27 protein-coding genes and 2 tRNA genes are annotated in these 26,052 nt (G+C 29.9%); 13 read left to right on the top strand and 16 right to left on the bottom strand.

The features are described 5' to 3' along the window. Positions 1–106: 106 nt before the first annotated feature. On the top strand, positions 107–922 hold the full coding sequence (locus H518_RS20130) for a zinc-dependent peptidase (protein WP_051263829.1): 816 nt from the start codon (positions 107–109) through the stop codon (positions 920–922). On the opposite strand, the gene H518_RS0117085 is transcribed toward H518_RS20130, so the two are convergent. Next, positions 911–1,543 (bottom strand): Crp/Fnr family transcriptional regulator, encoded by a 633-nt coding sequence (locus H518_RS0117085; protein ID WP_028890202.1) that lies wholly within the window; start codon positions 1,541–1,543, stop codon positions 911–913. The two genes, H518_RS20130 and H518_RS0117085, sit on opposite strands and share 12 nt — an antisense overlap. Positions 1,544–1,681: 138 nt before the next feature. Between H518_RS0117085 and H518_RS0117080 the strand changes: the two genes are divergently transcribed. Further along, a complete protein-coding gene (locus tag H518_RS0117080) occupies positions 1,682–2,101 on the top strand; it encodes a CBS domain-containing protein (protein ID WP_028890201.1) in 420 nt (139 codons plus the stop codon). A 41-nt stretch (positions 2,102–2,142) separates the two neighbouring features. Here H518_RS0117080 and rpe read toward each other — a convergent pair whose 3' ends face one another. Both rpe and H518_RS0117070 read right to left on the bottom strand, forming a co-directional pair. Continuing rightward, a complete protein-coding gene (gene rpe, locus H518_RS0117075) occupies positions 2,143–2,799 on the bottom strand; it encodes a ribulose-phosphate 3-epimerase (protein WP_028890200.1) in 657 nt (218 codons plus the stop codon). Positions 2,800–3,048: 249 nt separating this feature from the next. After that, positions 3,049–3,912 (bottom strand): sigma-70 family RNA polymerase sigma factor, encoded by an 864-nt coding sequence (locus H518_RS0117070; RefSeq protein WP_028890199.1) that lies wholly within the window; start codon positions 3,910–3,912, stop codon positions 3,049–3,051. Between the two features lie 201 nt (positions 3,913–4,113). On the opposite strand from H518_RS0117070, the gene H518_RS0117065 reads away from it, so the two are divergent. The 4 genes from H518_RS0117065 (at position 4,114) to H518_RS0117050 (ending at position 6,616) form a co-directional block, all read left to right on the top strand. Then, a complete protein-coding gene (locus H518_RS0117065) occupies positions 4,114–4,674 on the top strand; it encodes an RNA polymerase sigma factor (protein ID WP_028890198.1) in 561 nt (186 codons plus the stop codon). Between the two features lie 332 nt (positions 4,675–5,006). After that, positions 5,007–5,576, top strand: a complete 570-nt coding sequence (locus H518_RS0117060) for an RNA polymerase sigma factor (protein ID WP_028890197.1) — start codon at positions 5,007–5,009, stop codon at positions 5,574–5,576. Positions 5,577–5,581: 5 nt separating this feature from the next. Further along, a complete protein-coding gene (locus H518_RS0117055) occupies positions 5,582–5,764 on the top strand; it encodes a hypothetical protein (RefSeq protein WP_028890196.1) in 183 nt (60 codons plus the stop codon). A gap of 33 nt (positions 5,765–5,797) precedes the next feature. Beyond that, positions 5,798–6,616: a mechanosensitive ion channel family protein gene (locus H518_RS0117050; RefSeq protein WP_051263828.1), complete on the top strand. Its 819-nt coding sequence runs from the start codon at positions 5,798–5,800 to the stop codon at positions 6,614–6,616. A 323-nt stretch (positions 6,617–6,939) separates the two neighbouring features. Here H518_RS0117050 and porT read toward each other — a convergent pair whose 3' ends face one another. The 5 genes from porT to H518_RS0117025 all read right to left on the bottom strand — a co-directional run bounded on the left by porT (position 6,940) and on the right by H518_RS0117025 (position 12,040). Then, positions 6,940–7,641, bottom strand: a complete 702-nt coding sequence (gene porT, locus H518_RS0117045; protein WP_028890194.1) for a type IX secretion/gliding motility protein PorT/SprT — start codon at positions 7,639–7,641, stop codon at positions 6,940–6,942. 1 nt (position 7,642) lies between these two features. After that, entirely contained in the window at positions 7,643–8,371 is a 729-nt protein-coding gene (gene ubiE, locus H518_RS0117040) for a bifunctional demethylmenaquinone methyltransferase/2-methoxy-6-polyprenyl-1,4-benzoquinol methylase UbiE (RefSeq protein ID WP_028890193.1), read from the bottom strand. Between the two features lie 12 nt (positions 8,372–8,383). Next, positions 8,384–9,277 carry a NifU family protein gene (locus tag H518_RS0117035; RefSeq protein WP_028890192.1) on the bottom strand — a complete coding sequence of 298 codons (894 nt, stop codon included), beginning with the start codon at positions 9,275–9,277 and terminating at the stop codon, positions 8,384–8,386. A 104-nt stretch (positions 9,278–9,381) separates the two neighbouring features. Next, on the bottom strand, positions 9,382–10,734 hold the full coding sequence (locus H518_RS0117030) for an OmpP1/FadL family transporter (RefSeq protein WP_028890191.1): 1,353 nt from the start codon (positions 10,732–10,734) through the stop codon (positions 9,382–9,384). Positions 10,735–10,783: 49 nt separating this feature from the next. After that, a complete protein-coding gene (locus H518_RS0117025; protein WP_155995260.1) occupies positions 10,784–12,040 on the bottom strand; it encodes a hypothetical protein in 1,257 nt (418 codons plus the stop codon). Between the two features lie 149 nt (positions 12,041–12,189). Here H518_RS0117025 and proS point away from each other — a divergent pair, with 149 nt between their 5' ends. From proS to rpsT, 4 genes are all read left to right on the top strand, one after another. Further along, complete coding sequence (gene proS, locus H518_RS0117020) at positions 12,190–13,668, top strand: proline--tRNA ligase (RefSeq protein ID WP_028890189.1); 1,479 nt, start codon at positions 12,190–12,192, stop codon at positions 13,666–13,668. A 365-nt stretch (positions 13,669–14,033) separates the two neighbouring features. Further along, a tRNA-Glu gene (locus tag H518_RS0117015) sits at positions 14,034–14,105 on the top strand. 123 nt (positions 14,106–14,228) lie between these two features. Then, positions 14,229–14,300, top strand: a tRNA-Glu gene (locus tag H518_RS0117010). Positions 14,301–14,334: 34 nt separating this feature from the next. Next, positions 14,335–14,586 carry a 30S ribosomal protein S20 gene (rpsT, locus tag H518_RS0117005; protein ID WP_028890188.1) on the top strand — a complete coding sequence of 84 codons (252 nt, stop codon included), beginning with the start codon at positions 14,335–14,337 and terminating at the stop codon, positions 14,584–14,586. A 314-nt stretch (positions 14,587–14,900) separates the two neighbouring features. Here rpsT and rodA read toward each other — a convergent pair whose 3' ends face one another. The 8 genes from rodA to H518_RS0116960 form a co-directional block, all read right to left on the bottom strand. Further along, positions 14,901–16,178, bottom strand: a complete 1,278-nt coding sequence (gene rodA, locus H518_RS0117000) for a rod shape-determining protein RodA (RefSeq protein WP_028890187.1) — start codon at positions 16,176–16,178, stop codon at positions 14,901–14,903. Beyond that, positions 16,159–18,042: a penicillin-binding protein 2 gene (gene mrdA, locus H518_RS0116995; RefSeq protein WP_028890186.1), complete on the bottom strand. Its 1,884-nt coding sequence runs from the start codon at positions 18,040–18,042 to the stop codon at positions 16,159–16,161. The genes rodA and mrdA overlap by 20 nt, the downstream gene beginning before the upstream one ends. Before the next feature lie 45 nt (positions 18,043–18,087). Next, positions 18,088–18,594, bottom strand: a complete 507-nt coding sequence (gene mreD / locus H518_RS0116990) for a rod shape-determining protein MreD (protein WP_028890185.1) — start codon at positions 18,592–18,594, stop codon at positions 18,088–18,090. Then, positions 18,587–19,408: a rod shape-determining protein MreC gene (gene mreC / locus H518_RS0116985; RefSeq protein ID WP_028890184.1), complete on the bottom strand. Its 822-nt coding sequence runs from the start codon at positions 19,406–19,408 to the stop codon at positions 18,587–18,589. The genes mreD and mreC overlap by 8 nt, the downstream gene beginning before the upstream one ends. Before the next feature lie 16 nt (positions 19,409–19,424). Further along, positions 19,425–20,453 carry a rod shape-determining protein gene (locus H518_RS0116980; RefSeq protein WP_028890183.1) on the bottom strand — a complete coding sequence of 343 codons (1,029 nt, stop codon included), beginning with the start codon at positions 20,451–20,453 and terminating at the stop codon, positions 19,425–19,427. An 80-nt stretch (positions 20,454–20,533) separates the two neighbouring features. After that, entirely contained in the window at positions 20,534–22,060 is a 1,527-nt protein-coding gene (gene purH, locus H518_RS0116975) for a bifunctional phosphoribosylaminoimidazolecarboxamide formyltransferase/IMP cyclohydrolase (protein ID WP_028890182.1), read from the bottom strand. Between the two features lie 136 nt (positions 22,061–22,196). After that, positions 22,197–22,322, bottom strand: coding sequence for a hypothetical protein (locus H518_RS21510; protein ID WP_262509228.1), 126 nt, complete (start codon positions 22,320–22,322; stop codon positions 22,197–22,199). 78 nt (positions 22,323–22,400) lie between these two features. Beyond that, complete coding sequence (locus H518_RS0116960; RefSeq protein ID WP_028890181.1) at positions 22,401–22,853, bottom strand: GAF domain-containing protein; 453 nt, start codon at positions 22,851–22,853, stop codon at positions 22,401–22,403. Between the two features lie 108 nt (positions 22,854–22,961). On the opposite strand from H518_RS0116960, the gene H518_RS0116955 reads away from it, so the two are divergent. The 3 genes from H518_RS0116955 to H518_RS0116945 are packed head-to-tail and all read left to right on the top strand — an operon-like array spanning position 22,962 to position 26,052. Beyond that, the gene (locus tag H518_RS0116955) at positions 22,962–23,372 is read left to right on the top strand and encodes an HYC_CC_PP family protein (RefSeq protein ID WP_028890180.1); all 411 of its coding nucleotides are present in this window, start codon (positions 22,962–22,964) and stop codon (positions 23,370–23,372) included. Positions 23,373–23,429: 57 nt separating this feature from the next. Further along, positions 23,430–25,679: a TonB-dependent receptor gene (locus H518_RS0116950; RefSeq protein ID WP_028890179.1), complete on the top strand. Its 2,250-nt coding sequence runs from the start codon at positions 23,430–23,432 to the stop codon at positions 25,677–25,679. Position 25,680: 1 nt separating this feature from the next. Beyond that, positions 25,681–26,052, top strand: a complete 372-nt coding sequence (locus H518_RS0116945; RefSeq protein WP_028890178.1) for a heavy-metal-associated domain-containing protein — start codon at positions 25,681–25,683, stop codon at positions 26,050–26,052.

Below are 26,052 nucleotides of genomic sequence, written 5' to 3'. Positions count from 1 at the left end.
TATATTTGTTATAGATTCTTCTTTATAAAAGAAGGTTTTTTAGATAAAGTAATCATTATAATAGTACCGTTTTGGTTTCACAAAAAATAATTTAGTTAATTTTATAATGAAACATATAGCTATAATAAAATACCTAACTTTTTTGGTTAGTTTTTTTGGAGTTGGAGTAAATTTTGTTGAATCTATTTATGTATATGCATTTAACAAACCAATTTTTGTACATTTTTATTTAGTCAAGAAAAAATTACCAAGAAAAAAGAAAGCGTTTTTAATAAAAAACGTATCTTTTTATCAGCGGTTAAGTACTAAGCATAAAGAATATTTTGAGCATCGACTAGTTAGATTTATACGAAATTATGATTTTATTGAAAGAGAAAATTTTGAATTAACTCCCGAAATGAAAGTTTTAATAGCAGCATCATACGTTAAGCTAACTTTTGGAATGAGAAGGTATTTAACAAGTACTTTCGATAAAATAGTTATTTACCCTAATAACTTTTATTCATTAATTACAAAACAGTATCATAAAGGAGAGTTTAATCCTGGTTTTAAAATGATTGTTTTCTCTTGGGAAGATTTTTTGTTAGGAGATGTTGTATTAAACGATAATTTGAATTTAGGTATTCATGAATTTACACATGCTTTAACTTTTCATGGCCATAAATCTAAAGATGTTAGTGCTAGAATTTTCTATAAAGTTTTTAAAGAAATAACGGCATTTATGAATGATAAGAATAATACAAGTGTAATTAAAGATTCAAATTACTTTAGAGAATATGCATTAACAAATAAATTAGAATTTGTAGCTGTAATTATGGAACACTTTTTTGAAACACCAAAAGATTTAGAACGAAAATTTCCTAAGCTTTATACTAAAATTGAACTAATGCTTAATTATAAATCAATACAATTAAAGTTCTAGTATTTTTATTTGGTTACGATGTAGTTCAATTTTAGATTGTTTTTCTAAAGCTTTTAATAATCTAGAAATAACAACTCTTGAAGTATGTAGGTCGTTTGCTATTTGCAGATGAGTAACATTTAAAGTGTCATCACCAATAACCATTGCTTTATCTTTTAGATACTTATGTAGGCGTTCATTCATATTTAAAAAAGCAATAGAGTCTACAGCTTCAATAAACTCGTTAAGTCTAGAATGATAACTTTGTAAAATGTAATCTTGCCAACTTTTGTATTTACTTAACCATTCAGACATTTTACCTTTAGGAATCATTAATACGGTAACATCCGTTTCGGCAATTGCTTTAATTTTACTTTTGGTTGCACCCATACAGCAAGAAAGTGTCATGGCACAAGTGTCACCTTTTTCTATATAGTATAAAACAAGATCGTCACCATCTTTATCTTCTCTTAAAACCTTAATTGCACCACTAATTATTAAAGGAATAGAAACCAAATAGCTATCAATATCAATAATGATTGAATTGGCTTTAAACTCCTTGTAAATAGCAACATCAGCTATTTCTTTAATTAAATCGTCTTCAAATAAATAACCGTAATGCTGTTCTAGTTTTTCTATCAATTTAATGCGTATTTATAAAGCATAATTTACAAATAAATTAAATAATAAAGCATGATTTCAATCAGGTTTTTAGTTGAATTTATTGCTGAAATTTGATATTGAAATTAAAGGTAAACTGATTATATAAAGAGAACAATTATGAAAAAAAGAACACCAGTATCAGCTATTATGAGTAAAAATGTAATTACATTAAGTAGTAGTGATGATTTAATGCTTGCTGAAAAGTTATTTAAGAAAGAAAAAATAAGACATATTCCTGTTGTAAGCGGTACTGAAATAAAAGGAATGTTGAGTTATACTGATTTGTTAAGAATTAGTTTTGCAGATGCTGCTGATGAAGATGAAAAAGATGTAGATACAGTGGTTTATAATATGTTTACTATTGATCAGGTAATGGCAAAAACATTAGTAACAGTAAATTCTTCGTCAACAATAAAAGAGGTTGCCGAAATTTTATCTAAAAAAGAATTTCATGCGTTACCAGTTGTTGATAATAACGAATTAGTTGGTATTGTAACTACAACCGATTTAATTAATTATTTATTAGAACAATTTTAAACTAAAAAGAGGAGGTTTTTAAACCTCCTCTTTTCTTTATTTTAATTTACCAATTCTTTTAAGCTTCTAATAGTTTCGGTAGGGTTATCGCTTTTAAAAACATAACTACCAGCAACAAGTACATTAGCGCCAGCTTCAATAAGTTTATTAGCGTTTTTATCGGTTACACCACCATCTATTTCTATTTGACATTCAGATTTTGAAAATTCAATAAGGTGTTTAAGTTGACTTATTTTCTTGTAAGTATTCTCGATGAATGATTGTCCTCCAAAACCAGGATTTACACTCATAATACATACCAAGTCTAAATCTTGAATAATATCTTCTAAAACAGCAATTGGTGTATGAGGGTTTAAAGCTATTCCTGCTTTCATTCCTGCTGCCTTTATAGCCTGAACTGTTCTGTGTACGTGAGTACAAGCTTCGTAGTGTACTGTTAAAATATCTGCACCTAAATTAGCAAAGGTTTCAATGTATTGATCTGGATTTACAATCATTAAATGCACATCGATTGTTTTTTTAGCGTGTTTTGTAATCGCTTTTAAAACTGGCATTCCGAAAGATATATTTGGTACAAATACACCATCCATAATATCAATATGAAACCAATCGGCATCACTATTGTTTACCATTTCGATGTCTCTTTGTAGGTTAGCGAAATCTGCTGCTAACACTGAAGGTGCAATTAAATTACTCATTAGTTTGTTGTTGTATTGTTAGCTTGCAAATATAAATAATTAGTGTTATAAAAAATATATAATAGCTGTTGTGTTTATTTTAGCCCTGATTGAAGCGGCATCCTTTTTTGAAGTATGAAAAAAAGATATAGCAAAAAGCAGGAAATAGCTTCTAATAAAAAACTCTCGAAAATTAATTCGAGAGTTTTTTATTTTATATACTCATGTTCTAAAAAATATGAGTGAGATACTTAATGTAATCTGCGATTACTATCCTAAGTAAGTCATTAATATTTTACTACGAGATGTATGCTTTAATCTACGGATTGCTTTTTCTTTAATTTGACGAACACGCTCACGAGTTAAATCGAAAGTTTCTCCAATTTCTTCTAAAGTCATTGGTTGGTGTTCACCTAAACCGAAGTAAAGTTTAACAACATCAGCTTCACGAGGTGTTAATGTTTCTAAGGCACGATTAATTTCTATACGTAAAGATTCGTGTAGTAACGTTTTATCTGGGTTTGGTGATTCTCCCGAGTTTAATACATCGTATAAGTTAGAATCTTCTCCTTCAATTAATGGAGCATCCATTGATACGTGACGACCAGAATTTTTCATTGATTCTTTTACGTCATTTACTGTCATATCTAATTTCTTAGCAATTTCTTCAGGACTTGGAGGTCTTTCATTTTCTTGCTCTAAGAAAGCATACATCTTATTAATCTTGTTAATAGATCCAATCTTGTTTAATGGTAAACGTACAATACGAGATTGTTCTGCTAATGCTTGTAATATAGATTGACGAATCCACCATACAGCGTATGAGATAAATTTAAATCCACGAGTTTCATCAAAACGTTTTGCAGCTTTAATTAAACCTAAATTACCTTCATTAATTAAATCTGGTAATGTTAATCCTTGGTTTTGATATTGTTTTGCTACCGAAACAACGAAACGTAAATTTGCTTTAGTTAATTTTTCTAAGGCTCTTTGGTCACCAGCTTTAATTCTTTGTGCTAATTCTACTTCTTCATCGGCAGTAATTAAATCTACTTTTCCTATTTCTTGTAAATATTTGTCTAAAGAAGCGGTTTCTCTATTAGTAACCTGCTTGGTAATTTTAAGTTGTCTCATCTGATTAAGTAATGTTTTTATTAATTCATCAATCTCCCTACATAACATTATACGTTAGAAAAAGTGTTTATGTTACAAAAAAGTTTGTTTTTTATTAAAAAGTTTGTTTTTGGTCATTTACCGATACATAATGTTATTTAAACTTTTTTAACTTTTTAAATAATAGTCATTCATTTAATTTATGGTCTAAACCTAACCAAAATGAATAGTATAGCAATTAAAATAACCGACGAAGATTTAGTTTTTGAAATAATTAGAACAAATGATAGAGCGTTGTTCGCAATATTATATAAGCGCTTTTATAGGCTTGTATACAATAAATGTTATGGTTTCTCTAAAAATAAACATGAGGCAGAAGATTTAATGCATGATGTATTTATAAGATTGTTTTTTAAGTTAAAAACTTTTAAAGGATCTTCTAAGTTTTCTGTATGGTTATATTCTTTTACTTATAATTTTTGTGTAAACTATGTGAACCGTAATAGTTATAAGAAAAAACAAAAAATTACTGTAATAACAGATCGTATTAAAGATAATAATGATGATGTTAATGATGTAACTTTTTTTGAATTAAAATCTGAAAAACTTAAAAAAGCATTAGCAATTATACCTGTTTCAGAAAAAAATATTCTTTTAATGAAATATCAAAAAGATTTGAGCATTAATGATATATCTGAAATGTTAGCTTTAGGACACAGTGCTGTGAAAATGCGAATAAAAAGAGCAAAGCAAAAAGTTGTAAAAGTTTATAGTAGATTATAAGTTAAAAACATGGTTTGCCTTTAAATATATTGAAATAACATTTTATGCCTAGCATATTAAATTTACTACATTATTTGAAAAGCGTTTTTTAGAACATAGATGATTTGTTTTATTAACCTATTTGTAAATGTTTTTTATTTAGGTATTGGTAAAATTATATATCATAATAATATTAAAGAGTAGTTTTAAATAGTCTTTTTTATTTAATTTCTTTTTTAGTTAAAGAAGTGTTAAATTTGCGAAACTCTAAAAGAATAAAAAGTGACTTTTTTAAATAAAAGGGTCTTAACTAATTGCAAGCCTAATTATAAATTAAGAACCAAACTTAGCTATTGAAAAGTCTTGATATAACAAAACTAAGCGATGAAGAGCTGGTTAGTAAAATTGTAGAAAAAAATGATACTCATTTATTCGCAGTTTTATATGACCGTTATGCTGGCGTGGTGTATAATAAATGTTATGGTTTTTCTAAAAATAAAGAAGAAGCACAAGATTTAACACACGATGTATTTATTCTTTTATTTGGAAAATTAAGAACTTTTAAAGGTAGATCGAAATTTTCTACATGGTTATATTCTTTTACCTATAATTTCTGTGTAAATTACGTGCAAAGAAATAAAGAGAAAAGAAAAGAAAAAGTAACGGTAGTTACTGATCAAATTAAAGAAAATAGTAATGAAGATGAAATTGACGACGCTACATTATTTGAATTAAAATCAGATAAATTAGCGAAGGCTCTAGAAATAATTGCTGCTTCCGAAAAAATGATTTTATTAATGAAATATCAAGATGATATGAGTATTAAAGATATTTCAATAACATTAGACTTGGGAGAGAGTGCTGTAAAAATGCGTTTGAAAAGAGCGAAAGGAAAAGTTATAAAAGCCTATAACGAATTGTAATAATTATGGATAACCCATTTAAGAAAATATTACATAACGAAGAGTTACCAGAAGTACTTAAAGAAAAAGTACTTAATGATGTAGCTATGATAAAGCTAACTATAGATATGGCTGATTTATTTGTGGTGAAATATCCCAGTACAATCGTTGATCTATTAGGTGGAGGGGAAGCTTCGACTAAAGAATAAATTAAAATAGACTAAGAACTAATACTAACTATTATGTACGGATTACAAATTAATTTTTTTAAACCCTTTAAAGATACCTTTGAAAGTATAATAGACAAGTTACCTACAGTAGCTGGGTTTATAGGTTTTGTTGTAGCTTCATGGTTATTGATAAAAGTTTTTTTATATGTTATTAAAAAAGCACTATCAAAAACAAAAATAGATGAATGGTCAAAAAAATTAAGTAAAACAGAAATATTTGGAAATTCAACTATAAATATTGTATTAACTAATGTAATATTAGCAGTATTAAAGTGGTTTTTGATTTTTGTATTAGTTATGGTTGGCGCTGAAATGTTTGGTTTAAAAATCGTATCGGAAGGAATTAAAAACTTTTTTGCTTATTTACCGAGATTATTAACAGCTATTGGAATATTTGTTGTTGGTGCTTATTTAGGTACAGTAGTGAAGAAGGCTGTTCAAACGATGTTTAAGTCTTTTGAGATTTCAGGAGGTAATTTAGTAGGTAATATTGCTTTTTATTTAATAGTAGTATTTTTATCAATAACAGCATTAGATCAAGCCGGTGTAGATACATCTGTTATAAAAAGTAACTTAACTCTTTTAATAGGTTCTGTTCTTTTGGCGTTTACTTTGGCATTTGGTCTTGGAGCTAAAGATGTTGTAGCAAAATTACTTTATGGTTATTATTCTAGAAAAAACATAGGAATAGGTGAAAAGGTAATTATAGGTGATGTTGAGGGAGTTATAACAGCAATAGATAATATATGTTTAACAGTTACAACTGCTAATGAGAAAGTAGTCTTTCCTATAAAGGACGTCGTAGATAGTAAAATAATTGTTAAAAAATAAATAAATTTAAGTTTTTTTTATATCTTTGATACATCAAATTTTAAAAGAATATGATAGATTTCGGGGGACTTCTATCTTATTAGTAAAGTTTTTCTTTACTGAAATGATCATCGAAAGATGATCATTTTTTTTTTGATATATATGTGACTTGAAATAAATAATTGTGTCACATACCAAGAAGGTAGAATTCGGGGGACTCCTGCCTTCTTGGTTATTTAAATGACTTTCGGAAACGGAAGTCATTTTCTTTGTGTTTTAGTTTCTATTTATAGGGTAGTTACTAGAATAAAAAAAAGCTACTATTAATATAGTAGCTTTTTTTATTATTCAAAAGATAAATGTAGAAACACACCTCTTGTACCTAGATAGTCAATAGGATCTGTCCATTGACTTAAGGCTTTATTGTCATGTACAATTTCATTGTTAATCGCAAAAACACCTCTTATAGAAGGGGAGAACTTAAAGTAACTGAAATAAAAATCTACTCCAACACCTATTTCATACATCATATTACTTGTTGTTGTTCTAAACTCTCCAGTAAAATTATCGTTATCATTATTTTCATTACTCGAAAAATTATAATCATACGATATACCTCCTAACACATATGGTCTTACATTATTAAGTCTATTAGTGCTTAGCTTTAATATTATTGGTAAGTGTAGGTAAGTAGCTCCAACTTCTCTAGTTTTTACATTATCTGCTCCAGAAATATGCTTAAATGTTAATGTTTTGGTATTAGACATTAAACCAGGTTCAAACCTTAAGTTTATGTTGTTGTGTAACCGTAAATCGGCAATTAAACCAACATTAAAACCAATAGAAGATGTAGCTTCTATTTCTGCATTATTAAAAGAACTAGGCTTATAAGATACTTTATAGTTGTTACTATTAGTACCTAAATAAAAACCATAATGAAAAAGGTCCTTATCAAAACTAGGGAGGTTTAGTATTTTTTCACGTTGTGCTTGAGAGCTGTATGAAATAAATCCGAAGAATCCGAGAAGAATGAGTTTTTTTAACATATTATTTTAAAGCGGTATAAATTGATGCAACACCAAAAGTTACGGGTAAATTCTTAGCACTATTAAACCCGTTTTTTTGTAAAATATTGTTAAAGGCTTCTCCAAAAGGAAAAGAATTAGCACTTTCAGATAAATATGAGTATGCAACTTTGTCTTTTGAAAATATTTTACCAATAACAGGTAGGATAAAATTAGTGTAAAATTTATAGCCTTGTTTAAAAGGAAACTTAGTAGGGTTAGAGGTTTCTAAAACTACAAATTTACCTCCAGGCTTTAAAACTCGGTATATTTCAGTTAAACCTTTATCAAGGTTTTCAAAATTTCTAACTCCAAAAGAAACAGTAATAGCATCAAAAGTATTGTCATCAAAAGGGATGTTTTCGCTATCACCAACAATCATTTCAATTTTATCTGTTAAGTTAGCTTTTTCTATCTTTTGCTTTCCAACTTCTAACATTCCTGCAGAAATATCTAAACCAACAATTTTTTTAGGATTCAATTTTGCCATCATTAAAGCTAAATCACCTGTTCCAGTAGCAATATCTAAAATTTGTTGAGGATTATTTTCGCCAATCAATTTTACTACTTTTTTTCTCCAGCTAACATCAATTCCTAAAGAAATAACGCGATTTAAACCATCGTAGTCTTCAGAAATATTGTCAAACATTTTAGCGACCTGCTCTTTTTTCCCTAATTCAGAATTTTTGTACGGTTTGATTGTTTTTGACATATAAATTAAGAATTATCCGTTAATTGCAACTACTTCGTTAATCTGATTTGGTAGCATATCTTTAAGCATTGTTTCAATACCGTTTTTTAAAGTTACGGTTGATGAAGGACATCCACTACAAGCTCCTTGTAAAATTACACTAACTCTTTTTGTTTCTTTATCGTATGATTGAAATGCAATATTACCACCATCTGAAGCAACAGCTGGCTTAATATATTCGTCTAAAATATCAACAATTTTAGCCTCAGTCTCAGTTAAATCTTCTTTAGGTATTTCAACATTTTGCTTGGTTTGTTGTTTCGGAAGTTCTTGTATAATCGTTTTTCCATCTTGAATATAACTTCTTATAAAAGTACGAATTTCTTGATGCACTTCATTCCATTCTATCATATCGTATTTTGTGATAGATACATAATTTTCAGAAATGAAAATTTCTTTTACAAAAGGAAAACTAAATAATTCTTGTGCTAATGGTGATGATTTACTTGCCTCTTCAATATTTTTAAATTCAACATCTGTTTGAGTAAGTGCTTTGTTAGAGCCAAATTTCATTACAGCTGGGTTTGGTGTAACCTCGGCATATACTTCAACGGCATCTTTTTTCTTTATTTCTTCTTTTACAAGTGTGTTTCCTTCTTGTAAATAGTTTTCAATTTGTTCACGAACCTCTTCTTCAACATCATCCCATTGAACGATGTCATAACGTTGAATAGCAATAAAATTTGCTGTAATTAATATTTTCTTTACAAATGGAAGATAAAAAAGTTGTTGTGCTAAATGTGAATCTTTAGCTTCATCTATATTGTTGAATTCATAACTACCACCGTTTATTAAAATTGTATTACTTACAAATTTAAGAATGGTTTCGTTATTCGTTTCCTGTATGTTTATTTTAATTGAGCTCATAAGTTGTAAAATGAAGTGCAAAATTACGGTAAAAAACTGATATATGTGAATATAAAAAGTCCTGCGAAAGCAGGACTTTTTATATAAAGTTGTTATCTATACGATTATAAGCTAAAAGTAACAGTAGCTGAAATTCTTGAGGTGTTGTTTTTTATATTTAAATCTTCAGTATTATAAATAGTGTAATATTGTTTGTTTTCATAATTGCTATACGCTAAATCAAATTTCATATTTCCAAAATTATAACCTAAACCAGCAGAATATCCTTTAACATTATCTTTATTTGTATTACCTCCTAAAAGAAGGTTAGGGTCTTTTTCATAATGATATCCACCTCGAATACTCATTTTATCAAAACGCCATTCTGTACCAATGTTTAACGATTGTGTATTGCGATAATTGTTTGCGAAATTTGCATTTTCTTGAGAAAAATTACCATTATTAAATTTTGTATTTTTATAATCTTTATATGTGTAATCAAAACTAATTAGTCCTTGTTTACCAAATATATAAGCACCACTAGCAGTAATTCTACTAGGAGATCTAAATTTGTATAAATATGATTCTGGAGTTATATTATCAATATCTGAATCAATATTTAAGTTTTTTACTTCATTCATTATCAATTCATCATAGTAATCTTCAATAACTTCTTGATACCAAGTTGGGGTTTCGTATGCTAATCCAACACGAAGGTTCTGGTTTAGTTTATAAATGAAACCTAAGCCAAGAGAGATTCCGCTTCCTTGTATAGATGTCTCAGAATAGCTTTCAACATCTAATATATTTCCATTAATGTCATCGTTTACTTCATTAAAGTAAGCTTCTCTGTAAAATTCTATATCATGAAAATTTACAGAAGCACCTAAAAATAATTTATTTTGATGCACTGCAGAAAAACCAACGTTAAAAACACTTGTTTGTCCTTGGGTTCTACTTGAATTATATTGTTCTATACTACCATCAAACTGTGTTTTTACAGTTTTGCTATCAGCAACATGCTCACTATAAAATAAGTTATTACTATTTCCTTCAGCAGAGTAAAAACCATCAAAATCTTTTTTAACTCTATAATTAAAACTTAGAGCAAAACGATTCCATTCAGAATTATATGCTGTATCAAAAGATAAAATTCCACCTGCCTGACTAATATCTAGGTAATTGTCTTGTATATTGGTTGTATTTCCATAATACATAGAAGAGTATTCTGTATTACGATTACTTAGTGTAGCAGAAAATACACTTTTCTTAGCAACTGAAGCTCCTGCAGGATTAATTCCTAAAGAAGAAACATCTCCACCTAAAGCACCGAAGGCACCACTCATCGCTTCAAAGCGAGCAGTTCCATAATTGTCATCTTTAGAAAATAGAATACCTAAATCATTATATCCTAAAGATTGAGAAAAGGCAGTATGAGTACTAGCGATAACTATCGCAAAAATTAAAATTCGTTTCATGTTTTTCGTTAAATTAGTTTTATAACTTATTTAGAAAATTTGGTTAAAATTATCTTCGACCACCTCTTGAGCTTCTACGACTAGAAGAAGAGCTTCTTGAGCTTCTATTAGAGCTGCTTCTTGATGGAGAAGAACTTCTAGTGCTTGTATTTGAGCTTTGTCTAGATGGAGTATAAGAAGAGTTTCTAGAGCTTTCTGAATTTCTGTTAGAAGAGTAAGTTCTGCTGCTTCTTTTAGGAGTAGCGTTACTTTGTGATCTTCTAGTGCTTTTTCTTGTTGAATTTACACTTCTTGTGTTACGAGTTGTTTTTTGACCTCTTGTATTATAACTACGATTTGCATTACCTGTACTTCTTGTATTTCTAGTTGTATTGTTTTTACGAGAGTTATAACTTCTAGTGTTTCTAGTAGACCTATTATTATAGTTTCTCGTATTTCTTGTGCCTCTTGTTGCTCTTTTTTTGTTATAGCTTCTTGTACTTCTTGAACGAGTGCTTCTGTTATTTCTATTATAAGCTTTTGAAGATCTTCTTGAGCTTGTAGCACTTCGTCTTGCTTTATTATAACTTCTTCGTGAGTTATATGCGGTTCTATTTTTTCTATATGGATTTGACCCTCTATATGATCTGTAATAGCGATTATTATATCTTGAGTTGTTATAATATCTATTTGAACGATAATAATTATTTCTGTAGTAAGGAGGGCAATAAAAAGAATTGTAAAAACCACCACCTATATTAGAATAGACTCCATAGTTGTAATAATGTCCGTAGTTATAAGGATGCCAATAATTATTATAACCCCCGTAATATGAGTTGCGTGAACGCCACCATGGTCTGTTGTAATTATAACCATAATAAGTATCCCAATTATTGTAGTATCCCCATTGAGGTGATGTGTTAATATTTATTACAACATCACTAGAGTTATTATTATACCCCCAAGGTTCATTATTATTGTAGCTAATACTTACTTCCGATTCTTCTTCATTAATTAAGTCCTGCTCATTATTATAAAGAGGGTCTTCAGAAGAATAATCATCTATATCAGTAATAATATCAGTTCCATTTAAATCTTCTAGACGTTCAACTTCTTTAGCGAAGTAATTCTCTTCGTGCTCTTTATATTCTTTATTATTTGCAACAATAATTCTACGCTGAGGTTGTTTTTGTTGTTCGTCGTCAGCATAAATTCCATCATCATTACCAGCAACAGTTTGCATTGTTCCGCAAGAAACTAGTGTCGTCATTATAAATAATGATAGTATATAAAAAGGAAGTTTGGTCTTGGTGTAATGTAACTTCATTGCTTAAATTTTTAAGGTTATAAAAAACAAATTCGAAAATTGGAGCGCAAAATAGTATTTCTTTGTTGGGCTTGTACCCTTTTTAATGTAGTTTTGCATAGACAATTTTACGTTGATTAAATAACAATATTTGTGCCAAACTTTTGATTATGAGTAAACATTTAACAAAAAGAGATGAAGATTATTCTAAATGGTATAACGAATTAGTTGTAAAAGCTGATTTAGCTGAGAATTCAGCGGTTAGAGGATGTATGGTAATTAAGCCCTACGGATATGCTATTTGGGAGAAAATGCAAGCTGAATTAGACAGGATGTTTAAAGAAACAGGGCATGAGAATGCTTATTTTCCACTATTTGTTCCTAAAAGTTTGTTTGAAGCTGAAGAAAAAAATGCAGAAGGTTTTGCTAAAGAATGTGCTGTAGTAACGCATTATCGTTTGCAAAACGACCCTGATAATGAAGGGAAATTACGTGTAGATCCTGACGCTAAACTTGAGGAAGAACTAGTAGTTCGCCCAACATCTGAAGCAATTATTTGGAATACATATAAAGGTTGGATACAATCGTATCGTGATTTACCTTTATTAATAAATCAATGGGCAAACGTCGTCCGTTGGGAAATGCGTACTCGTTTGTTTTTACGAACTGCTGAATTTTTATGGCAAGAAGGACATACTGCTCACGCAACAAAAGGAGAAGCAATATCTGAAGCAAAACAAATGCAAGAAGTGTATGCAACATTTGCTGAGAATTTTATGGCGATGCCTGTGATTAAAGGAGCTAAATCTGAGAGTGAACGTTTTGCAGGAGCTGATGATACTTTAACTATTGAAGCATTAATGCAAGATGGTAAAGCATTACAAGCAGGAACTTCTCATTTCTTAGGACAAAATTTCGCGAAGGCTTTTGATGTAAAGTATACTTCTAAAGAAGGAAAAAAAGAGCATGTTTGGGCAACCTCTTGGGGAGTTTCAACACGTTTAATAGGTGGGTTGATTATGACTCATTCTGATGATGCAGGTTTGGTGCTACCACCAAAATTAGCACCTATTCAAGTTGTAATTGTTCCTATCTATAAAGGAGATGATCAATTAAATGCAATTACTGAAAAGGTTGATGTAATTGTTAAGGAGTTACGTAAAAAAGGGGTTTCTGTTAAATTTGATAATAGAGATACTTATAGGCCAGGAGCAAAGTTTGCTGAGTATGAGTTAAAAGGAGTTCCTGTAAGAATTGCAATGGGTAATCGCGATTTAGAAAATGGTACCGTTGAAGTTGCTCGTCGCGATACTTTTGAAAAGAAAACAGTTGCTATTGATGAAGTTGTAGACGTTGCAGTTAAACTATTAGAAGATATTCAAGAAAATCTATTTAAAAAGGCTTTAGACTATAGGAGTAATCATACAACAGAGGTTGATACATTTGATGAGTTTAAAGACGTAATAAAAAATAAGGGAGGTTTTGTTTCTGCCCATTGGGACGGAACGATTGAAACCGAAGATAAGATTAAAGAATTAACAAAGGCTACTATTAGGTGTATTCCTAACGATGCTAAAGAAGAAATAGGGAAATGTGTCTTTACAGGCAACCCATCTTCTAAAAGAGTCCTTTTTGCAAAGGCATACTAATAAAAAAACCTGCTTTTGCAGGTTTTTTTATTAGTAATATTAGGATAGTCTTATGCAGTTGTTATTAAATAACTAAACTAGAATGTTTTTTATGCTTCATTTTAAAAGATAAAGCTAAAGAGTGACTAATAATTTTCATCTAGGTTCTTTAATAAGTTAATGTTTTAATAGAGTGTTATTGTTGTTTTACCATGTTTTTATTTCAAAACAAATATTTAACGAAAAATAAATTATTTTATAATTAGTTGGTTTTTATGTGTTTGTTGAATTTAAATTAATAAAAAATAAAAAACTTTAAAAAAGCATTGTGCAAGTGAAAAAGTGTTTCTATATTTGCACCCGCAATCAGGAAATATGATTGTTCTGGTCCGTTCGTCTAGGGGTTAGGACGCATGGTTTTCATCCATGTAACACGGGTTCGATTCCCGTACGGACTACAAGTTTAATTAACTTAGATAAGAGTTAAAAGTTTTATCAAAAGAAGATTAAAAATATTAAAATTACATTGCAGATATAGATATTTTTTATATATTTGCACCCGCAATCAGAACGATTGTTTTGGTCCGTTCGTCTAGGGGTTAGGACGCATGGTTTTCATCCATGTAACACGGGTTCGATTCCCGTACGGACTACAAAGTTTTTTATAAACAATTAAGAATTAGTATAATGGCAAATCACAAGTCAGCGATTAAAAGAATTAGAAGTAACGACGTAAAGCGTTTAAGAAATAAATATCAGCATAAAACTACACGTAATGCTGTTAGAAACTTAAAAGCTACTGAAGACAAAAAAGAAGCAGAAGGAATGTTTTCTAAAGTTGTGTCTATGTTAGATAAATTAGCTAAAAACAACATTATTCATAAGAATAAGGCAGCTAACTTAAAATCTAAATTAGCTAAACACGTAGCTGCTTTATAAAAAAAAGTATTTTTAAATACCTGAAAAACGTTTCAATTTTATTGAAACGTTTTTTTATGCATTTAATTTTTTATGAAATCTTGTTAATAAAATATTTAGTATGTGATCACTTTGGGGTGTGAGGAGCTCCCGTAAAGTTGGTTAATTAAATTAGTTGCTTATATCTCCTATTGTAGTAGCTTTTGTATTTTTACTTAATACAATTAAAATTAACTAAATATAGATTCATGTTTTGACTCTATTATATAGTTTAAGTCTAGTCTTTACTTATGTTGTAACAAGTTGTTAAAATAGCTTGTATGAAGGTAAATTGATTACCAATCGTATTTCTTATGAGCATCCAATCTTATGAAAATAAAAAGAAGTAATGTAAAGCCCCAGAGAGATGATCCTCCATAGCTGAAAAAAGGCAAAGGAATTCCAATAGTAGGCAATAAGCCGATAACCATTCCTATGTTTACAATAAGATGAAAAAATATAATTGAAGCAATTCCATAACCATATATTCTACCAAACTTATTTGTTTGAATTTCGGCTAAGTAAATGATTCTATATAGGAGTAGCATAAAGAGAATGATAACGATTGAACTACCTAAAAAACCCCATTCTTCACCAACTGTACTGTAGATGTAATCTGTTTCTTGTTCAGGAACAAATTTCCCTTGGGTTCTATCACCTTGTAAAAAACCTTTACCAAAGAAACCTCCAGAGCTAATTGTTAGTTCAGATTGATAAGTATTGTATCCTTTGTTTTTAAGATCTGTTGTTTTACCTAAAAGAATGTCAAATCTATCTTTTTGATGAGGTCCTAATATATTGTCATAGGTGTATCCAATACCAAAAATAAATATACTTGTAAAAAGATATAGACACACTATTTTTATCGCATTGAAACGAATAAAATGCTTGTTTTTATAAAAACCATAAATTATGGCTAATGTAATTATTGAGAAACAGATTAAAAGAATCCAATTTGCACCAAAATAGATGGTTAATATAAATAATATGATTGATAAAGTACCAAATATAAGGTAGACTAAACTCAACCCTTCTCTATTTAAAACAAAAAAGAAGGAAAAGTAGATTAAGACAGATCCCATGTCGGGTTGCAAAGCAATAAAAAAAGCAGGTAAAAATATAACAACAAACGTTTTTACTTGGTTTTTAATTAATTTTAAGTCGTATTGTCTATCACTCATTAATTTTGCGAGTGCTAATGCTGTAAATACTTTTGCAAATTCGGAAGGCTGTAGTCCTATACCTCCGAAATTATACCATGATCTTGCTCCGTTAATTTTTCTTCCGAAGATTAATACTCCGGCTAATAAAATTAATGATAATATATATAAAACGCTTGAAAACTGTTCGTAAAACTTTGAATTAAAAAAGAGAACTAGAATAATTACAGGTACACTACAGCAAATGAAAATAAATTGTTTTCCGTATTTAGTCGAAAAGTCAAATATTTCTCTTGTTTCATCTGTAGATGATGAAGCATAAATATTCATCCATCCAAAACCAACAAGTAGTGCGTATAGTAAAATAAGCATCCAGTCGATGCCTTCAAAAATATTATTTCGTTCCTGGCGCAAGGGTATCTTTCTTTTTAATTAGTTTCTCATATTCCTTTTGAAGACTTAGATTAATCATGCGGTCTTCAATATGTTTTCTTGAGATAGTTTTATTTAGGTACTTTTCAATTAATAAACTAGTGATTGGAGCTGCAATGGTTGAACCATAACCACCGTTTTCAACAAAAATAGCAATAGCAATTTTTGGATCATCTTTAGGAGCGAAAGCAATGAAGATAGAGTGATCACTAGCTTGTACTTTTTCGCCATTTATAATCTTAATCTTATTTTCAGAAGTACCTGTTTTTCCACAGATTTCAATACCTTTTATCTGACTTGAGCTAGCTGTACCATTTGTAAAAACTTCATGCATAGCTTCAATTGCAATTGTAAAATGTTCAGGGTTTATTGTGGTATTTCTACGAGTAGTATATATAGAGTCAGTTATTTTTTTATTATCTATTTTCTTTACTATATGTGGGGTGTGAAAATAACCTTTGTTTGCAATTGCAGCAGTCATATTTGCTAATTGCATTGGGGTGGTAAGTATTTCACCTTGGCCAATTGAATTGGAAATAGTATAAGTAGATCTCCATCTGTTCTTATACCATTTGTTATAAAACTCGGCATCAGGAATGGTTCCTTTTCTACCTGCAGGTAAATCATAGCCTAAATAATTACCAAGACCAAAACTTTCTACATGTTTGTTCCAGTTATCCATTCCTTCTTTAGGGTTTCCTGTTTTGTCTATGATTTTTTTATAGGTTGTTGCAAAATAACTATTACATGATTTTGCAATTGCAGTTTTTAAACGAATAAGCCTACCTGTTATACCACAATGGCATCCCATAAATTCATTTTTTCGTAAACCATATTTATATCCGTGATGACAATAAACTCCAAATTTTTCATCAACAACACCTTCTTGTAAGCCAATTAAACCATTAAGTATTTTAAAAGGAGAGCCTGGTGGATACATTGCTTGTAATCCTCTATCAAAAGTAGGCATGTTAATAGTGTCATTAAATAGTTTTACTGAGTTAGGAGAACGTTTTCTACCAACTAATAAATTGGGGTCGTAGGATGGGGCGGTTATTAAAGCTAGAATTTCACCCGTTTTAGGCTCAATCGCTACAATTCCTCCTCTTTTTCCTGTCATTAATAACTCTCCGTATTGTTGAAGGTCACTATCGATGGTAAGTGTTAAATCTTTTCCTGTTACAGCAAGTGTATCGTATTTTCCGTTTTTATAAGAGCCTGTAATTTTATTTAAATTATTTCTTTTAAAATGTTTTTTACCTTTTACACCCCTAAGAGCAGGTTCATATTGCTTTTCAATACCAAGTTTACCAATTAATTCTCCTTGTTCGTAATAATCATTTGTTTTAGCTTTCTTTTCATTTACTTCAGCAATAAAACCAACAATATTTGCTGCAGATTTAACAGGGTAGTTTCTAATAATACGTTTTTGAATATAGAACCCCTTGTATTTAGGTAACTTTTCTTGTAGATAAGCAAAATCTTCTTTAGCTAATTGTTTTAGGAATTTTGAAGGTAGCCATCGAGCATACTTTACGGCGCTTTTAAAACGTTTTTTAAAACTTTCTTTATCAATTTTTAAAAGAGAACAAAACTCTAAAGTATCTAAAGGTTCAACATCTTTAGGAACAATCATTACATCGTATGATAATTGATTAGCAACAAGTAATTTGTTGTTTCTATCGTATATATGACCACGTTCTGGATAATCATATTCAATTTTAACAGCAGAACTTTGTGTTGGGTTCTGATTTTTCCCACGAATAATTTGTAGTTGAAATAACCTACTAATGTAAATTAAACCAATAGCGGTAATTAAGAAAATTAGTAAGAAACTCCGTTTCATTTATTGTTTTTTTTCTGATGAAAAGACTTTAATTAATTGCTTTTTTTATACAAGCTTTTTTCTAAAAAGAAAGTTTCCTAGAAAATATAATACTAACGTAAATACACTTGAAAAAATTGTACTTATAAGTACGTCTGAAAAATTGTAAAAGCTAAAATTAATTAAACTAAATAAGATGAAGTGATGGATAAGTGTTAAAATTACCGTATAATTAAAAACACTTCCAAATGTTTGTAGTCTTAGGTTAAATAAGAGGTAATCAGATTCATTTTTTTTAAAAATAGCTTTGACAAAAAATAACCTTATATATGCTATAAATAAAATAGAAAAGGCATGTATGCCTCCTGAATTTGAAAAGGTATCTACAAATAAGCCTAATAAGAAAGATAGGGTTAAGAATGGAACCCTGTTTGTATTTAAAGGGTATAGGAAAACAAAAACAATATATAAATAAGGGTTTATATAATCTAAAAATAGTACGTTATTTAAAACAAGAACTTGTAGTAATAGTAAGAAAATAAATAAAAATATGATGTAAATTGTCTTATTCATTTTTGTTTTCTACTTTTTTAATTTCCTCTCTATAAAAGTTTTTAATTATATATATGTGACTTAAATTAGACATGTCATTAAATAATTTCACTTCGATAGTGTTTGAAGCTGTTAGTTTTTCCGAGACTTGATTAACTGTTCCGACAGGAATACCTTTAGGAAAAATAGCTGATTTACCATTTGTAACAATTGTATCACCTATTTTAAAAACAGCCTGGCGTGGTATATCAGTTAACTGAACAGTATTATAATCTTTACCATTCCATTTTAAAGTACCGTAATGATTATTGTTTTTAAAACCTGCGTTTATTCTACTTTTAGAATTTAAGATAGATTGTACTCTAGAATAATTTGTGCCAACATTGTCTGTAATACCAATAAGACCTTTGCTATTAATAACAGCCATTTCTGTAGTAATACCATCTTTGATTCCTCTGTTTACAGAAATGAAGTTGTTGGCATTACTGTATGTATTACTTATTATTTTTCCGTTGATATATGTGTACTTTTGTACTGAATCTAAATAGCTAATACTAGTTTTTACAGTATCAATAAGAGCGTATAGTTTAGCTAGTTTATTTTTTAGATCTGTATTTTCTTCAGCAAGTTCCTCGTTGCTATTTCTTAAGTTTAAATATTCTGAAATAGTTGAAGATTTTTCATGTAAACTCCCAGTTATATAATTAGTAGAGCTAATGAATTTACTTCTATGGAAGCTATGATTATTAAATATTAATGCAACAGCAATAATTTCTAGAAATAGAAAAAACAAGAAGTTTTTATACCTCTGAAAGAAATAAATAAGCTGTTGCATAAATAATCATTTCAATTTATTTGATTAATACAGATTTGTATTTTTCAAGATTCTTTAATGCGATACCTGTTCCTCTTACTACAGCACGTAAAGGATCTTCGGCAACATAAACAGGTAAGTCCGTTTTTCTAGATAAACGCTTGTCTAAACCTCTAAGCATAGATCCTCCACCAGCTAAATAAATACCAGTATTATAAATATCGGCAGCCAATTCAGGTGGTGTTTTAGATAAAGTTTCCATAACAGCATCTTCGATACGTAAGATTGATTTATCTAAAGCTTTAGCAATTTCTCTATATGAAACTTGTACTTGTTTCGGTTTTCCACTTAATAAATCACGCCCTTGTACCATCATATCTTCAGGAGGGGTGTCTAAATCTTCAGTAGCAGAACCAATCTGGATTTTTATTTTCTCAGCTGTAGTTTCACCTACATATAAGTTATGTTGCGTACGCATATAATACATAATATCGCTGGTAAATAAATCTCCAGCAACTTTTACTGATTGGTCGCATACAATACCTGCAAGCGCAATTACAGCAATCTCAGTGGTACCCCCACCTATATCAATAATCATATTACCTTTCGGTTCCATAATATCAACGCCAACACCAATAGCAGCAGCCATTGGTTCGTAAATTAAATAAATTTCTTTTGCGTTCATATGACGTCCAGAATCGATAACTGCTCGTTTTTCGACTTCGGTAATTCCTGAAGGAATACAAATAACCATTCTTAAAGAAGGTGGAAAAAGTTTCTTTTTTATTGCAGGAATTTGTTTTACAAATTCTTTAATCATCTCTTCAGATGCTTGAAAGTCTGCAATAACACCATCTTTTAACGGACGAATAGTTTTAATATTTTCATGAGTCTTCCCTTGCATTCTGTTCGCCTCATGACCAGTAGCAATAATTTTACCTGTCAGTCGGTTACGTGCAACAATAGATGGATTGTCTATGACAACTTTACCATTGTGGATTATAAGTGTGTTTGCTGTACCTAAATCGACAGCAATATCTTCTGTCATAAAATCGAAGAATCCCATATAATGTCCGTTGTTTTACTTATTTTTAATGTATTCTCACAAATCTAATAAAAATCTGCGGGTATTTTACATTATTCTTATTAATGTTTAAAATGTCTAGTTCCAGTAAAAACCATCGAAACATTATGTTCGTTACAATAATCAATACTTAATTGATCTTTAATTGAACCACCTGGTTGAATTACACTTTTTACTCCTGCTTTATTTGCAATTTCTACACAGTCAGGAAAAGGGAAAAAAGCATCACTTGCCATAACAGCGCCATTTAGATCAAAATTAAAACTCTTTGCTTTAATAATAGCTTGTGATAATGCATCAACTCTACTTGTTTGACCAGTTCCTCCTGCTAGTAATTGTTTGTTTTTAACTAGGATGATAGTGTTAGATTTTGTGTGTTTACATAATTTAGATGCAAATAATAAATCATCTAACTCACTATCGGTTGGTTTATTGTTGGTAGGGTAAGATAAATCTTCTAATTTATCAGTAACGTTATCTTTATCTTGTATTAAAACACCGTTTAAAGCGGTTCTAACAGTTTGTTGTGGTAATGCTATTTCTTTTTGAATTAATAAGACTCTATTCTTTTTCCCTTTTAAGATAACTAAAGCCTCGTCATCAAAAGAAGGAGCTATTACTACTTCACAAAATAATTTATGAATTTCTTCAGCAGTAGCTTTATCAATTTTAGAGTTTGAGATTAAAACTCCTCCAAAAGCTGAAGTTGGATCACCAGCTAAGGCATCAACATACGCTGTATAAATAGTTTCTCTTTGAGCAAAACCACAAGCGTTATTATGTTTTAAAATAGCAAAAGTTGGTGCTTCTCCTTTAAATTCATTCATTAAATTTATAGCAGCATCAACATCAAGTAAATTATTGTAGCTAAGTTCCTTTCCGTGTAACTTATCAAACATAGCATCTAAATCACCAAAGAAATAACCTTTTTGATGTGGATTTTCTCCATATCTTAAAGTTTTAGAAGTGTTTTCACTTGCTTTATAAGCAATCTCATCTTCATTAAAGTAGTTAAAGATAGCTGTGTCATAATGAGAAGAAACGTTAAATGCCTTTGCAGCCAATTTCTTTCTGTCGTTAATCGTTGTATTTCCGCTATTCTCTGTAATTAAATTTAAGAAACCTTCGTACTGTTCCATTGAAGAAACAATTACAGTATCTTTAAAGTTCTTAGCAGCTGCACGTATCAATGAAATACCACCTATATCTACTTTTTCAATAATGTCTTGTTCAGGAGCACCTGAAGCTACTGTTTTTTCAAAAGGATATAAATCTACAATAACTAAATCTAGTTGAGGAATATTATACTCTTGCATCTCAGTAATATCTCCATCATGATCTTGGCGATTTAATATACCTCCAAATACTTTTGGATGCAATGTTTTCACACGTCCCCCTAAAATTGAAGGATAAGAAGTTACTTCTTCAACGGGTACGACATTAATTCCTAGTTCTTTGATGAAGCTTTCTGTTCCACCTGTAGAATAAACTGTTACACCTAATTCGTCAAGTTTTTTCACTATTGGAGCTAATCCATCTTTGTGAAATACCGAAATAAGAGCAGATTTAATAGTTTTTGTATTGTTCATTGTTGTTGTGTTGTTAAGCCTGCAAAGCTACTAAAACAGTAAAGGTTACGCAATAAATATTTTGGCTTATTAGTAAATGAAAACACCACCAAATCTAATAGGATTTTGGTGGTGTTTTTTCTTGTGAAAAAAATGGTTATTCTGCGTTTTCTAAGAAATCACGAAACCATGATGTAAATTTTTCTAGTAAAGATTGTTGAGATTCTGTACGAGCACTAGTATTGCCTAGCGCAGCGTATGAGGGGTGTTTTTTAGGGTTCATAATATGGGGATTATGTGGGGTTAATAAGTTTGCAAACTTAAGAAAAAAAAACCTAACAATCAAGTGTTTAGAGGGTAATTATATAAAGAGAGCTACTTTTTCACAAGTGTATTTTAATAAAAGCTCGTCATCTGAAGTAAAAGGGTTAATGGTATGAGAGTCAATGTCTATCTGACCAATGTTTTCATTGTTAACAAAAATAGGAATCACTATTTCTGCTTTTACTTTCCATCCGCAAGAAATATAGTTGTCTTGTTCTTGTACATCCTGGACTATAAAATTTTCATTACTAACAGCTACTTGGCCACAAATACCTTTACCGAATGGTATAATTGTATGGTCGGTAGGTTCTCCGTTATATTGTGCAAGTTTTAACTCATCTTTATCACCATTTTTAAAATAAAAACCAACCCAGTCGTAATAAGAAACTTCAGAAGCTAAGTAGTCACAAATTTGTTGTAATTTTTCTTCTTTAACAGAATTACTATCTGCTATTTTGTTTATGTTATTTTTTAATTCTTGTAAATTCATTATTAATTGGTTTTTATCTTATTCGTATTTTGAATTAAGAACTTACAAAAATAGATTTAACAATTGTTTTAAAAAATAAAATTCTATTTTTTTGTACCTTTGCAATCAATGAAACAAGCATTTACAAAAATATCAACCATAACACTAGCTTTATTAGTGTTGTTTTCTACTTTTTCTTTTACAGTAGAAAAACATTATTGTGGTGATTTTTTGGTTGATGTATCTTATGTTGGTGAAGCAGATACCTGTAATGAAGGTATGAAAGATGATTGCGGAACTATAATCAAGAAAAAGAAGTGTTGCAAAGATGAAGTTCATCAAATTAAAGGGCAAGATGAAATACAGAAAGTTTCTTTAGATAAGATAAGTTTTCATCAAGTTAAACTTTTTGTTGCTTTTTATGCTTCATATGAGCTGTTATTTCAAGATTTTGATAAACAAACGGTTTCAAGTGAATATTATTCCCCCCCAAATTTAGTTTCAGACATTCAAGTACTTCACGAAGTTTTTATCATATGATTTTATAGTTCTTTTTTTTAATAAATAAGAATTGTAGAATTAAAATGATATAAAATAATGAAAAAATATATACTCAGTATACTAATACTGGTATCCACAATTTCCTTTTCACAAGAAAAACTTAAGGGAATGATTATGGATAAAAACGGGCCAAAGAATAATCTAGGAATTTACGGAGCAAGCGTTCATTGGTTAAATACAAATGTAGGAGTAACAACAAATGAAAAAGGATGGTTTAATATACCATACAAATCAACATACAAAAAACTAGTTGTTAGTTTTGTGGGGTTTAAAACTGATACTATTATTGTAAATGGTTTAAAACCAATGCATCATTTTTTAAAAGAAAATAATACCTTAGAGGAGGTGACGATTGAATCGAAAAAAAATGCAACTCAAAAATCATACTTGCAATCTCAAAATGTGATGACGATTAATAGCGCAGAGTTGCTAAAAGCTGCCTGTTGTAATTTAGCAGAAAGTTTTGAAACAAATCCGTCAATAGATGTTAATTTTTCTGATGCTTTAACAGGAACAAAGCAAATTCAAATGTTAGGGTTAACAAGTCCTTATTTGTTGATAACACAAGAAAATATTCCATCTATACGAGGAGCTTCTCAGGGATTTGGGTTGTCTTTTACTCCTGGTACTTGGGTTGAAAGTATTCAAATAACTAAGGGTGCGGGTAGTGTTGTAAACGGTTACGAAAGTATTTCAGGGCAAATAAATGCCGAATTAGTGAAGCCGTATACAAATCATCGCTTTTTTGCAAATGCCTATGCTTCGGCAGGAGGAAGATTGGAATTTAATACTCATGTTAATCAAAAGGTAAGCGATAAATGGCAAACTGGGCTTTATGTTCATGGAAATTATAGGGGAGAGAAGTTTGATAAAAACAATGATGATTTTTTAGACAATCCATTAGCAAAGCAAGTTAATATAATGAATCGTTGGCAATATGTAGATGCACAAAAAGGATGGGTAAGTTTTATTAATTTTAGATATTTAGACGATAATAAGCAAGTTGGTCAATTTAACTTTAATCCGGGTATTCATAAAGGCTCTAATATTGTTTGGGGGAGCGAAATTAAAACGAAGCGTTTTGATACTTCTGCTAAATTGGGGTATGTTTTTCCTGATTTACCATTTCAAAGCATGGGTATTCAAGCAGCATATAGCAATCATAAGCAAGATTCTTATTTCGGTTTAAGTGACTATAATATTCAACACCAAAGTTTTTACAGTAATTTTATCTTTAATTCAATAATAGGTGATACTCGTAGTAAATTTAAGACAGGGATTAACTTTACGTATGATAAATATGATGAGTTTGTGAAAGTAGGAGTAGCTCGTAATTTTGATCGTAAAGAAAACTCTTTTGGTGCTTTTTTTGAGTATGCTTATGATAATGCTGATGATTTAAGTATAACGGCAGGTTTAAGAATAGATAAACATAGTTTGCTAGGAACTTTCTTAACACCTCGATTGCATATTCGTTATACAGCATGGGAAAAAGGAGTGTTTAGAGCTTCAGTAGGAAAGGGGAGGAGAGTTGCAAATATCTTTGCTGAAAACCAACAGTTTTTTGCTTCATCGAGACAGGTTAAAATTGATGGTGTGGGTAATAAGGCTTACGGTTTAAACCCTGAAGTTGCATGGAATTATGGAGTTTCTTTTTTGCAAGGATATAAGTTGTTTGGAAAGAAAGGTGATATTACGTTTGATTTTTATAGAACTGATTTTAAAAATCAGGTTGTAGTAGATTGGGAAAACCCACAGGAAATTTCATTTTATAATTTAAACGGAAATAGTATTGCTAATAGCTTTCAATTAGAGGTTAATCAGAATATAATACCGTATTTTAATACTCGTTTTTCATATAAACATTACGATGTAAATACTGATTACAAGTCTGGTAATTTAGATAAGGCATTACAGGCAAAACATAGATTCTTTGCAAATGTATCTTATGAAACTGAGAAAAAAGAAAATGATGCTCATTGGAAATTTGATGTTACTTATAATTGGGTGGGAGAGCAGCGATTGCCTAATACACAAACCAATGCTATAGAATATAGATTGCCTGAGTATTCTGATAGTTATAATTTGGTAAACATACAGGTAACAAAAGTATTTTCAAAAAAGTTTGAGATATATGCAGGCGCAGAGAATATTACAAATTATAAACAAAAAAATCCTATCTTAGGTAGCGATGATCCTTTTGGTTCAAATTTTGATACAACAATTATATATGCGCCAGTATTTGGAAGTAATTTTTATACAGGTTTAAGATTTAAAATAGATTAAGATGAGAAAAATAGTATTAGTAATATCGATTTTATTGATAAGTGTTACAGCATCAGCACAACAAAAGAAGAAGAATGCTAAAGTGTCTTTAGATGTTGATGGGGTTTGTAAAATGTGTAAAGGACGTATAGAAAAAGCTGCTTTAAACTGTAAAGGAGTTAAATATGCGCAATGGAATGTAAACACACATGAGTTAAAGTTAATTGTTGATGAACGTAAAACAAGCGTTAAAACGATTCAGCAGAGTTTAGCAAATGTGGGGCATGATACGAAAGAGATTAAAGCGACAAAAGAAGCTTATGATAATTTACATCCGTGTTGTAAATACCGAGATGAAGAAATTAAAGAAGATCATAAAGTGAAAAAAATGTAA

Origin of the sequence: Tenacibaculum ovolyticum DSM 18103 (assembly GCF_000430545.1) — a bacterium.
Classification (GTDB): Bacteria; Bacteroidota; Bacteroidia; order Flavobacteriales; family Flavobacteriaceae; genus Polaribacter; species Polaribacter ovolyticus.
The sequence above is the reverse complement of the archived record's forward strand: the minus strand, read 5'-3'. Positions and strand labels throughout refer to the sequence as shown.

What these genes read in the sequence shown, in the direction of transcription:
- H518_RS20130 (WP_051263829.1), top strand. Translation starts at nt 107, where the DNA reads ATGAAACATATAGCTATAATAAAATACCTAACTTTTTTGGTTAGTTTT.
- H518_RS0117080 (WP_028890201.1), top strand. Translation starts at nt 1,682, where the DNA reads ATGAAAAAAAGAACACCAGTATCAGCTATTATGAGTAAAAATGTAATT.
- rpe (WP_028890200.1), bottom strand. Translation starts at nt 2,799, where the DNA reads ATGAGTAATTTAATTGCACCTTCAGTGTTAGCAGCAGATTTCGCTAAC.
- H518_RS0117070 (WP_028890199.1), bottom strand. Translation starts at nt 3,912, where the DNA reads ATGAGACAACTTAAAATTACCAAGCAGGTTACTAATAGAGAAACCGCT.
- H518_RS0117065 (WP_028890198.1), top strand. Translation starts at nt 4,114, where the DNA reads ATGAATAGTATAGCAATTAAAATAACCGACGAAGATTTAGTTTTTGAA.
- H518_RS0117055 (WP_028890196.1), top strand. Translation starts at nt 5,582, where the DNA reads ATGGATAACCCATTTAAGAAAATATTACATAACGAAGAGTTACCAGAA.
- H518_RS0117050 (WP_051263828.1), top strand. Translation starts at nt 5,798, where the DNA reads ATGTACGGATTACAAATTAATTTTTTTAAACCCTTTAAAGATACCTTT.
- porT (WP_028890194.1), bottom strand. Translation starts at nt 7,641, where the DNA reads ATGTTAAAAAAACTCATTCTTCTCGGATTCTTCGGATTTATTTCATAC.
- ubiE (WP_028890193.1), bottom strand. Translation starts at nt 8,371, where the DNA reads ATGTCAAAAACAATCAAACCGTACAAAAATTCTGAATTAGGGAAAAAA.
- H518_RS0117035 (WP_028890192.1), bottom strand. Translation starts at nt 9,277, where the DNA reads ATGAGCTCAATTAAAATAAACATACAGGAAACGAATAACGAAACCATT.
- H518_RS0117030 (WP_028890191.1), bottom strand. Translation starts at nt 10,734, where the DNA reads ATGAAACGAATTTTAATTTTTGCGATAGTTATCGCTAGTACTCATACT.
- H518_RS0117025 (WP_155995260.1), bottom strand. Translation starts at nt 12,040, where the DNA reads ATGAAGTTACATTACACCAAGACCAAACTTCCTTTTTATATACTATCA.
- proS (WP_028890189.1), top strand. Translation starts at nt 12,190, where the DNA reads ATGAGTAAACATTTAACAAAAAGAGATGAAGATTATTCTAAATGGTAT.
- rpsT (WP_028890188.1), top strand. Translation starts at nt 14,335, where the DNA reads ATGGCAAATCACAAGTCAGCGATTAAAAGAATTAGAAGTAACGACGTA.
- mrdA (WP_028890186.1), bottom strand. Translation starts at nt 18,042, where the DNA reads ATGAAACGGAGTTTCTTACTAATTTTCTTAATTACCGCTATTGGTTTA.
- mreD (WP_028890185.1), bottom strand. Translation starts at nt 18,594, where the DNA reads ATGAATAAGACAATTTACATCATATTTTTATTTATTTTCTTACTATTA.
- mreC (WP_028890184.1), bottom strand. Translation starts at nt 19,408, where the DNA reads ATGCAACAGCTTATTTATTTCTTTCAGAGGTATAAAAACTTCTTGTTT.
- H518_RS0116980 (WP_028890183.1), bottom strand. Translation starts at nt 20,453, where the DNA reads ATGGGATTCTTCGATTTTATGACAGAAGATATTGCTGTCGATTTAGGT.
- purH (WP_028890182.1), bottom strand. Translation starts at nt 22,060, where the DNA reads ATGAACAATACAAAAACTATTAAATCTGCTCTTATTTCGGTATTTCAC.
- H518_RS21510 (WP_262509228.1), bottom strand. Translation starts at nt 22,322, where the DNA reads ATGAACCCTAAAAAACACCCCTCATACGCTGCGCTAGGCAATACTAGT.
- H518_RS0116960 (WP_028890181.1), bottom strand. Translation starts at nt 22,853, where the DNA reads ATGAATTTACAAGAATTAAAAAATAACATAAACAAAATAGCAGATAGT.
- H518_RS0116955 (WP_028890180.1), top strand. Translation starts at nt 22,962, where the DNA reads ATGAAACAAGCATTTACAAAAATATCAACCATAACACTAGCTTTATTA.
- H518_RS0116950 (WP_028890179.1), top strand. Translation starts at nt 23,430, where the DNA reads ATGAAAAAATATATACTCAGTATACTAATACTGGTATCCACAATTTCC.
- H518_RS0116945 (WP_028890178.1), top strand. Translation starts at nt 25,681, where the DNA reads ATGAGAAAAATAGTATTAGTAATATCGATTTTATTGATAAGTGTTACA.